A 10,251-nucleotide genomic window follows, 5' to 3' on the forward strand; every position below is an offset into this window, starting at 1 on the left:
ACTAGAAAATGTTTGAGCAACACGAAAGGAAAGTGTTGCTCATCTCGGAGCGCAACGCTCTTGTATCCAGTAGCGAAGCGCTCTCGCATCTTTTCTTTCTAGTGGCGGAAGTGACGCATACCTGTAAAGATCATTGCCATGCCGTGTTCGTCTGCTGCTGCGATAACTTCGTCATCACGCATCGAGCCGCCAGGTTGAATCACACACTTGATGCCAGCTTCTGCTGCTGCATCGATACCATCACGGAATGGGAAGAACGCATCAGATGCCATTACGCTGCCTGCGACTTCTAGACCTTCGTCTGCTGCTTTGATTCCCGCAATTTTCGCTGAGTAAACGCGGCTCATTTGACCTGCGCCTACGCCGATGGTCATATCACCTTTCGCGTAAACAATCGCGTTAGATTTCACGTATTTCGCTACTTTCCAGCAGAACAGTGCATCTTTCAGCTCTTCTTCTGTTGGCTGGCGCTTAGAAACCACTTTTAGGTCGTCTAGGCTTACCATGCCTTGGTCACGGTCTTGAACCAGTAGACCGCCATTCACGCGTTTCACGTCAAAGCCCGTTGTCTTCGTTGACCATTCGCCACACTCAAGCAGGCGCACGTTCTTCTTCGCTGCAACCACTTCAATCGCTTCAGCAGAAACAGAAGGTGCGATGATGACTTCAACGAATTGACGTTCAACAATAGCGGTTGCTGTTTCAGCATCTAGCTCTTGGTTGAATGCAATGATGCCGCCGAATGCAGATGTTGGGTCAGTTTGGTAAGCACGGTTGTACGCTTCTAGGATGTCTTTACCTAGAGCCACACCACATGGGTTCGCGTGTTTTACGATCACACATGCTGGTTCGTTGAACTCTTTCACACACTCAAGTGCTGCATCTGTGTCTGCGATGTTGTTGTAAGAAAGGGCTTTACCTTGGATTTGGCGAGCAGTAGAAACAGACGCCTCTTGTGGGTTTGCTTCTACGTAAAAAGCAGCTGCTTGGTGGCTATTCTCACCGTAGCGCATATCTTGTTTTTTCTCGAACTGTTGGTTGAATGTTCGAGGGAATTTGCTCTTGTTTTCAGGAGAAGGTTCATCACCTTCTTTGTTCTCACCGTAAGATGGAACCATAGTGCCGAAGTAGTTTGCGATCATGCCATCGTAAGCCGCAGTGTGCTCAAATGCTGCGATAGCAAGGTCGAAACGGGTATCTAGAGTAAGGGATTTGTCGTTTGCATCCATCTCTGCGATTACGCGCTGGTAATCACCTGCGTTAACGACGATAGTCACGTCTTTGTGGTTTTTCGCAGCAGAGCGAACCATAGTTGGACCGCCGATATCGATGTTTTCAACTGCGTCAGCTAGAGTACAACCCTCTTTTGCTACGGTTTCTGCGAATGGGTATAGGTTAACAACAACCATATCGATAGGGTTGATGCCGTGTTTTTCCATCACGTCATCATCTTGACCACGGCGACCCAGTACACCACCGTGAACTTTCGGGTGAAGCGTCTTAACGCGACCGTCCATCATTTCTGGGAAACCAGTGTAGTCAGAGACTTCGGTTACTGCGATGCCTTGCTCAGCAAGTAGACGAGCCGTACCACCAGTAGATAGGATATCGACACCGCGCTCAGCAAGAGCTTGTGCAAACTCAACAATACCTGTTTTGTCTGATACGCTGATAAGCGCACGGCGAATAGGACGAGCGTTGTTCATGCTTCCATTTTCCTCAAATTCACGGAGTTAAAGATGTTTGCCAAAAATGAACTTGTTTTTACCTCGTGGGGTAAAATATTGGCCAGTTTTGGTAAAGACCTTTGCAGGTGTTTTCATGCTTAGAAAACAGTCTCCACTATTTGATGGCGCGTATTCTAACCAATTTATTACAAAAAAGCTCGCGCAATCGTTTGGCATCTCAAAAATAATTGCAAAAAACTCGATCTTTGGCTTTAAAAGTAACGAGATAGTTAATAAGGAAAGTTATGTTTCAGATAGGTGAACTGGCGAAACGCTGTGGTGTGACTGCCGATACATTACGTTTCTACGAAAAAAGTACACTGATCCAGCCCGCAGGGCGAAGTGAATCGGGCTATCGCTTATACAACGAAGAAAACCAAAAACAGGTACGCTTCATTCTCAAAGCGAAAGAGCTTGGCTTAAGTTTAGAGGAAATAAAAGAGCTTCTAGAAATCAAATTAGAAGCGACAGAACACAGCTGTGCAGAAGTAAAAGCTATCACTTCTGCAAAGTTAACTTTAATTGATGAAAAAATAGCGGAACTGACAAAGATTCGCACCGCATTAAAGAAGATCAATGACGCTTGCTGTGGGCATAACAATGACGATGCCAGCCACTGTTCTATCCTCGCAGCCCTTGAGTAGCGTGCTACTTAATTTAAGTTTGCATTTTTGGCGGCTTGCTTTTCTAGGTTCAAGCCGTTTTCCCACCTATAATCTCGGCTTTAGTCGACTGTAAGAATGTGTAGTCCTATCTATTCCTAAAGCGACGCTGTCTATTAGATACGAGAGTTTTCATACATGGTTGGAGTCTATTTTCAAATCAATGACTGGGTTTTGAGCGTTGATGAAAATAAGCTGTATCGACAAGACAGGGAAGTTACCGTTGAGCCACGCTTAATTAATTTGCTGCATTTTCTTGCAGAGCACGCTAGTGAAGTGTTCAACCGCGAAGAGCTGATCCAATACGTTTGGGCGGGTGCGATTGTGACTGACCAAGTTGTGACGCAATCCATTTTTGAACTGCGTAAACTGCTGCGCGACGGTCGAGAAGAAAACACCAGCTACGTGATCACTGTGCCTAAACGTGGTTACAAGTTGGTAGCAAATGTGACGCCGATGACGCACGAGGAATTCCTCGCTAGCCGTCATTGTGATACAGAGATTCTTGCTCCGATCGTAGAAGAAATCGAAGAAGAACAATCAGAAATCTCAACTTCTACGATTGCATTTCCGGCAGGTCCGTTAACTCGCGCTGTATGCGAGATGTCAAAAGAGAAAAAAGCACCGCGCAAGCCGAATAAAATCAGCCCTTGGCGATTAGGTTTCATGAACTTCATTTGGATCAGTATTTTGGTCGTGGTGATGGGGGTGTTTACCTATAAGCAATCTGAAGTGCGCATTACACAAGCCATTGATACTCACCTTATCGAATTCAAGTTTCAGGATAACTTCAGCAAAGAAGGTCGTAGCTATGACTTAGCCGACGGGTTTGCACAGAAGTTGATGGCAGATGTGGCTCAAGTCAGTGATTATCGAGTCATGTTGAAAAAGGCGACCTTTACTACTGGTATTGTACCGGGTAAGTCTGTGGTGGTACGTGTTAAAGAAAACGACGGTGGCAGCTTCCTTGAGGTGGAATATCGCAATAACTCCTCCGAAAAGGTTTTGTTCAGCCGCCAATACGCGTTAACCAATAGCCATTTGAAGTCGGTTATGCAGCAAGCCTCTCTAGATTTGATGCGCGCACTAAAAGTGCCAGATGCAAAATTAAAATCCAAGGTGCTGGTGGCGGGTATGCCAATGAACCCAGACGCATTGGAGCTGTTTGTTGAGGCAAACCACTACTTGAATGTGTCGGATGCGAATCAATTCCAGCACGGTATCGACTTGATGGAGAGAATTCTCGAGATTGAACCGGATAACGCTTATGTACAAGCTGAGCTGTTGATTGCCTATCATGTGCAAAAGGCGCTTGATCCTGCATTGGAGCTGAGAAAAGGCAGAGTTCAGCAGTTGAGTGAGAAATTGGAAACCAATTCAAAGATGATGGTGGGACCAATTCAGCCACGTATTTATGAAGCGTTAGCGCTGCATGAGACCATTGCAGGTGACATCGATTTGGCTAAGCAGCATTTGAATCAAGCTCTCGAGGTTCGAGACTCAGTTCTGTCTTATGTCATTAGAGGCAAGCACGCGGAATTGGATGGTGATTTGGATTGGGCAAGTGAGTCTTACAGTGAAGCCTTCTATATAGATACATCTGTAGAGACCTATTTGCTGTGCGAAAACTTGGTCTTTCCAAGCAATATGAAGGCGATTGATTACGCCATGTATCGAGCAGTGCACCCTTCTGTGGTTCGTATGTTGTAGTAAGCCCTCTTTTATCAATCAGAGACACTTAGCCCTTCACTTCGGTGAGGGGCTTTTTTGTCTCTACGTTATTAAATCGCTATCTTCTTGCTTTTTGAATAGAGCTTGCTTTACAGGGGGGGGGTAGGCTTTTCATTCTATCTTCTATCTTCTATCTTCTATCTTCTATCTTCTATCTTCTATCTTCTATCTCACCATCTTTGTATTTTGCTTGTGTTTAATGAGCGGCTCTTATCGAGTTTTTGCTAGATCTACCTTTTTTCCCCATTGCTCTACCTTTGGTTTGTGTACTTATTGCCTGTCACAACCACACTGTTGTTTATGTGTACTTACGTTGGTATCTATGCAGAATGAGGGGAAAAGAAGAGGGAAGTTTGATGTAAGTCAACGGAGCAATAAAGGTAGGAAAAAGCGGCGTCAACAGTTTGGGTAATTAGCCATGGTTTCTTTTGATGTTGATAGAGGTTGATAAGCTTGATGGAAAATTTGTTGAGGTTGATGTTTTTAGGTTTCCGGTAAGAGCGTTTGATGTTATTGGGCTAACTTTCTGTATTTATTGGTTTTATATTTTTGTGTTTATAAGGTTTATCTCAACTTTATACCGATGGGCTAATTGTTTTATTGATAACGCCAAGTTTATTTTTTTCCCAGTTTTTGGGCGTAGTCTTCACTTCGAAATTTAGCGAGGTCGAGCAGATTCCTCCTCATAGCATCTCGCTAATAACCATTCAGTTTGAGTCATGTTGACTCGAGTAGAATAGATTTGGAGATGTTATGTCATCGAATGCGAAAAAAATCGGCCTTATTGCCTGTACGGGTGTCGTAGCCGGTAACATGATGGGTAGTGGTATTGCACTATTACCTTCTAGTCTTGCCTCTGTAGGCTCTGTTTCAATCTTCAGTTGGCTGATCTGTTTGGTCGGTGCACTGAGTCTGGCGTTCGTTTACGCTCGTCTGGCAACCAAAAACCCACAAGAAGGTGGTCCTATCGCTTATGCTGGCGAAGTGTCTCCGGTATTTGGTTTCCAAACGGGCGTTCTTTATTACCACGCGAACTGGATCGGTAACCTGGCTATTGCCATTACAGGTGTTTCTTACCTTTCAGTATTCTTCCCTGTGCTTAATAACCCAATCCCAGCAGGTATTGCGACGATTGCATCGGTATGGATCTTCACTTTCGTCAACCTACTTGGTGGTAGCTGGGTAAGCCGTCTATGTACGCTTGGTCTAGTTCTTATCCTTATCCCAGTTGTTGGTACAGCCGCATTTGGTTGGACGCACTTCGATACTGCGCTTTACAGCCAAAACTGGAACGTATCAGCAGGCACTGACAGCCACGCGGTAGTAACTGCGGTTCTTATCTGTCTATGGTCATTCGTAGGTGTGGAATCAGCAGCGGTATCGACTGGTATGGTAGAAAACCCTAAACGTACCGTACCACTAGCAACTATGTTGGGTACTGGTATCGCAGGTGTGATTTACATCCTATCAACTCAAATGATCAGCGGCATGTTCCCAGCGTCAGAAGTTGCGGCATCAGGTGCGCCATTTGCACTAGCAACCACTGAGCTATTCGGTAGCTGGACAGCACCATTCGTATCAGCATTTACAGCGCTAGCATGTTTCACTTCGCTAGGTTCTTGGATGATGCTAGTAGGTGAAGCAGGTAAACGCGCAGCAAACGACGGCAACTTCCCTAAAATCTACGGCGAAACTGACAAAAACGGTGTGCCTAAGAAAGGTCTAATCCTTGCGTCAATCAAGATGACTGCACTGATGGTTGTACTGATGTTCTTCAGCTCTAAAACAGCGCACGCATCAGACCTGTTCAACCAACTAACGACTGACGCAGTTCTACTAACTATGCTGCCTTACTTCTACTCAAGCATTAACTTGATTCGCTTCGAAGGTATGACAACACGCAACGGCTTCGTAATGCTGTTCTCTGGTGTGGCTTGTCTGTTCTGCTTCATCGCACTAGCAGGTGCAGAGGGCGGTACGCTAACAGCAACCTTCATTGTGTCTCTAGTTATCTTGATGTTCTACAGCAAAAAAGCAGGTCTTGCTCAGTACGTGAAAATGCACGCTGACGATATGCCAGCCCAAGCAAGCAACTAATCCCCAAAACGCTGGCACTAAGGTGCCAGCCCATAAAACCCAAATTCACGCGGCGCTCACCTTACTCATTGCCTGTAAATGGCAAAGAGCGCCCTCATTCGCCTTGGAGATGTCCAAATGAATATATTCGCTATCTTGAACCACATGGGTGTGTTCTTTAAAGAAGAGCCAGTTCGTCAACTTCACGCTGCTCTTGAGAAAGCGGGCTACGAAGTGGTTTACCCAGTAGATGATAAAGACTTGATCAAAATGATTGAGATGAACCCACGCATTTGCGGTGTGCTGTTCGACTGGGATAAATACTCACTTGAGCTATGTGAACGTATCAGCCAAATCAACGAAAAACTGCCTGTTCACGCATTTGCTAACGAACAGTCTACTCTAGACATTTCACTAACAGACCTACGTCTAAACGTGAGCTTCTTCGAGTACGCTTTAGGTATGGCTGACGACATCGCTATCAAAATCAACCAAGCGACTGAGGCATACAAAGATGCCATCATGCCTCCATTCACTAAAGCGCTATTCAAATACGTAGAAGAAGGTAAATACACCTTCTGTACTCCAGGTCACATGGGCGGTACTGCATTCCAGAAAAGCCCTGCTGGTAGCATCTTCTACGATTTTTACGGTCCAAACACATTCAAAGCGGACGTATCAATTTCAATGCCTGAACTAGGTTCTCTACTAGACCACTCAGGTCCACATAAAGATGCAGAAGAATACATTGCACGTACATTCAATGCAGACAGCTCGTACATCGTAACGAACGGTACGTCTACATCGAACAAAATCGTTGGTATGTACTCAGCACCTGCTGGCAGCACAGTACTGATTGACCGTAACTGTCACAAATCTCTGACTCACCTAATGATGATGAGCGACGTGACACCAATCTACTTCCGCCCAACTCGTAACGCATACGGCATCCTTGGTGGTATTCCACAAAGTGAATTCAGCCGTGATGTCATTGCAGAGAAAGTGGCGAAAACACCAGGTGCAACTGCGCCAAGTTACGCAGTAGTGACTAACTCAACTTACGATGGCTTGTTGTACAACACACAATTCATCAAAGAGTCGCTAGATTGTAAACACATCCACTTCGACAGTGCTTGGGTTCCTTACACTAACTTCAACCCAATTTACGAAGGTAAATGCGGTATGAGTGGTGAAGCGATGCCAGGCAAAGTGTTCTACGAAACACAATCAACACACAAACTGTTGGCAGCGTTCTCACAAGCTTCAATGATTCACGTGAAAGGCGACTTTGATAAAGAATCTTTCAACGAAGCATTCATGATGCACACTTCAACTTCACCTCAGTACGGCATTGTTGCTTCTACTGAAACTGCAGCGGCAATGATGCGCGGCAACACTGGTAAGAAGTTGATGCAAGACTCTATCGATCGCGCAATCCGCTTCCGTAAAGAGATCAAACGCCTAGAAGCAGAAAGTGACAGTTGGTTCTTCGATGTATGGCAACCAGAAAACATCGATACCACAGAATGTTGGAAACTAGACCCTAGCGACACATGGCACGGCTTCAAGAACATGGATGATAACCACATGTATCTTGACCCAATCAAAGTAACGCTACTGACTCCAGGGATGAATAAAGAAGGCGAACTAGAAGAATCAGGTATTCCTGCTTCGCTGGTGGCTAAATTCCTAGACGAGCGTGGCATCGTGGTAGAGAAAACAGGTCCATACAACTTGTTGTTCCTATTCTCAATCGGTATCGACAAATCAAAAGCAATGCAATTGCTACGCGGTCTAACTGAATTTAAACGTGGCTACGACTTGAACCTAACCATCAAGAGCTTCCTACCTTCGCTATACAACGAAGATCCAAGCTTTTATGAAGGCATGCGCGTTCAAGAACTAGCACAAGCAATTCATGACCTAACTAAGAAATACAACCTACCAGAGCTAATGTACAAAGCGTTCGATGTTCTTCCAGAAATGAAAGTAACACCACACGCAGCATGGCAAGAAGAGCTTCGCGGTAACGTAGAAGAAATCAAACTGGAAGAAATGGTTGGTCGCGTAAGTGCGAACATGATCCTTCCTTACCCTCCAGGTGTGCCACTAGTACTTCCTGGTGAAATGGTGACTCAAGAGTCTCGCCCTGTGCTGGACTTCCTAGAGATGCTTTGTGAGATCGGTGCGCATTACCCAGGTTTCGAAACCGACATCCACGGTCTATACCAACAAAAAGATGGTAGCTACACCGTAAAAGTATTGAAGAACTAAGTTCCTCTCGAAGATGACGCTATTGGGAATGCAAGCATGCTCCACTCTTACGAGCTCAATGCGTTATCGAACAATAACGGCATTTAGATATACCCCTAACTATTCTGTCGTAAAGAGAAGGGCAAGGATGCTCTGATCTTTTCTTCTATATAGAAGAATAACTTTTCCAAGACTTCACCTGAAGTACCCCAAGTAAAAAGCAAAGACCAAAAGAGCAGCATGAAAGTGCCGCTCTTTTTTTGCTATCTATATAGAAAAGATATCAACAGCCAAAGCTAGGCAAACTCCATCACGATACGCCCATTAATTTCGCCTTTCTCCATATCAGCAAAGATGTCATTGATATCTTCAAGATGTTTAACTTCGGTAATGGCTTTTACTTTTCCTTCTGCTGCGAATTGTAAGCACTCTTGCAAGTCTTTGCGTGTGCCAACAATAGAGCCAATCACTTTGACACCATTTAGCACCGTATCAAAGATAGGGATTGGCATCTCTTCAGGAGGAAGACCAACAAGAACGCATGCGCCACCACGGCGTATGGAGTGATAAGCCTCTTGGAATGCAGGCTTCGATACTGCAGTACATACAACGCCATGCACGCCGCCATTAGTGATGGTCTTAATACGCTCTGATGGTTTCTCTTTCATAAAGTCGATGGTGTGTTGCGCACCTAGACTTTTAGCGAGTGCGAGCTTCTCATCACCAGTATCTACAGCAATAACATTCATGCCCATAGCTACAGCATATTGAATGGCTAAATGACCTAAACCACCTGCACCGACAATTGCCACCCATTGACCTGGTTTTACATCTGTTACTTTGAGCGCTTTATAAGTGGTAACACCTGCACAGAAGAGGGGAGCTGCATCCACATAGCTTAAGCCATCTGGAATCTTCACGACGTACTCACCATGAGCAAGACAGAACTCTGCATAACCGCCATCAACGGAATAACCAGCGTTATGTTGATCTAAACACAGCGTCTCTTGCCCTTCTAAACAATAGTCGCAATGACCACATGCACTATACAACCAAGGAACACCAACACGATCACCTGCTTTGAGATGATGTATCTCGCTGCCAACTTCGACGATTTCACCCACACCTTCATGTCCTGGTACCAGAGGCATTTTGGGTTTTACCGGCCAATCGCCATGACAAGCGTGCAGATCAGTATGACAAACACCACATGCATGAACCTTTACGAGTACATCACGAGGTTTAACGTTGGGTAAAGGAATATCCTTGATAACAAGCGGACCTTTAAATTCACTAACAACTGCGGCTTTCATGAATAACTCTCCAATAATGATAACGAGAATCATTCTTGATCGATATGTAAGGAAGTGCAGTGATCTGAATCAAAAATCGATTTTTGTTTAAGTAGACCATAGTCGAAACTGGTTATTGGTAAGATGGCTTACCTTTAATTTCTGTGAAAAGAAGAGGAGAACGTGACGAAAAACTACGAGAAGACTGCAATGAAGTCTGACTTTACTCCTCTCTAGGATCGAATAATTACGTCAAAGATCCTCTGTTTTGCCGTATATCTGAACAAAGTGTTTGTTATTTGTTCGGTTGAAAGTTTTTTTGCAAAAAACGCTTGTGCTAATTTCTCAACTCCCTATACTGCGCATCCACCGACACGGAGTGAGACGAAAGTCACACAGCGAGTCGGAAGAGAGAAAAAAGAATTTAAAAAAATGCTTGACTCTCTCACGGTGTGAAGTAAGATACGCACCCCTAACGACGAGCAACTAAGTTGCTGAAAATGTTAGAAA

The 10,251-nt window shown here is 44.7% G+C and carries 6 protein-coding genes; 4 read left to right on the plus strand and 2 right to left on the minus strand.

The genetic code is table 11. From position 1 onward, the window contains the following. Nucleotides 1-98: 98 nt before the first annotated feature. Complete coding sequence (gene purH, locus OH459_RS26520; protein WP_017191155.1) at nucleotides 99-1,706, minus strand: bifunctional phosphoribosylaminoimidazolecarboxamide formyltransferase/IMP cyclohydrolase; 1,608 nt, start codon at nucleotides 1,704-1,706, stop codon at nucleotides 99-101. Nucleotides 1,707-1,972: 266 nt separating this feature from the next. Between purH and zntR the strand changes: the two genes are divergently transcribed. From zntR to OH459_RS26540, 4 genes are all read left to right on the plus strand, one after another. Then, the gene (gene zntR / locus OH459_RS26525) at nucleotides 1,973-2,371 is read left to right on the plus strand and encodes a Zn(2+)-responsive transcriptional regulator (protein ID WP_269989526.1); all 399 of its coding nucleotides are present in this window, start codon (nucleotides 1,973-1,975) and stop codon (nucleotides 2,369-2,371) included. 156 nt (nucleotides 2,372-2,527) lie between these two features. Beyond that, nucleotides 2,528-4,099 carry a lysine decarboxylation/transport transcriptional activator CadC gene (gene cadC, locus OH459_RS26530; RefSeq protein ID WP_005451154.1) on the plus strand — a complete coding sequence of 524 codons (1,572 nt, stop codon included), beginning with the start codon at nucleotides 2,528-2,530 and terminating at the stop codon, nucleotides 4,097-4,099. Nucleotides 4,100-4,873: 774 nt separating this feature from the next. Beyond that, a complete protein-coding gene (gene cadB, locus OH459_RS26535) occupies nucleotides 4,874-6,217 on the plus strand; it encodes a cadaverine/lysine antiporter (RefSeq protein ID WP_005434864.1) in 1,344 nt (447 codons plus the stop codon). Between the two features lie 117 nt (nucleotides 6,218-6,334). Beyond that, nucleotides 6,335-8,470 (plus strand): lysine decarboxylase CadA, encoded by a 2,136-nt coding sequence (locus OH459_RS26540; protein ID WP_005481757.1) that lies wholly within the window; start codon nucleotides 6,335-6,337, stop codon nucleotides 8,468-8,470. 275 nt (nucleotides 8,471-8,745) lie between these two features. Here OH459_RS26540 and adhP read toward each other — a convergent pair whose 3' ends face one another. Then, on the minus strand, nucleotides 8,746-9,762 hold the full coding sequence (gene adhP, locus OH459_RS26545; RefSeq protein ID WP_009697531.1) for an alcohol dehydrogenase AdhP: 1,017 nt from the start codon (nucleotides 9,760-9,762) through the stop codon (nucleotides 8,746-8,748). Nucleotides 9,763-10,251 lie beyond the last annotated feature (489 nt).

It is taken from the genome of Vibrio sp. MM46, assembly GCF_027587135.1.
Classification (GTDB): Bacteria; Pseudomonadota; Gammaproteobacteria; order Enterobacterales; family Vibrionaceae; genus Vibrio; species Vibrio harveyi.

Coding starts and splice junctions, on each gene's coding strand:
- zntR (WP_269989526.1), top strand. CDS start 1,973: ATGTTTCAGATAGGTGAACTGGCGAAACGCTGTGGTGTGACTGCCGAT.
- cadC (WP_005451154.1), top strand. CDS start 2,528: ATGGTTGGAGTCTATTTTCAAATCAATGACTGGGTTTTGAGCGTTGAT.
- OH459_RS26540 (WP_005481757.1), top strand. CDS start 6,335: ATGAATATATTCGCTATCTTGAACCACATGGGTGTGTTCTTTAAAGAA.
- adhP (WP_009697531.1), bottom strand. CDS start 9,762: ATGAAAGCCGCAGTTGTTAGTGAATTTAAAGGTCCGCTTGTTATCAAG.
- cadB (WP_005434864.1), top strand. CDS start 4,874: ATGTCATCGAATGCGAAAAAAATCGGCCTTATTGCCTGTACGGGTGTC.
- purH (WP_017191155.1), bottom strand. CDS start 1,706: ATGAACAACGCTCGTCCTATTCGCCGTGCGCTTATCAGCGTATCAGAC.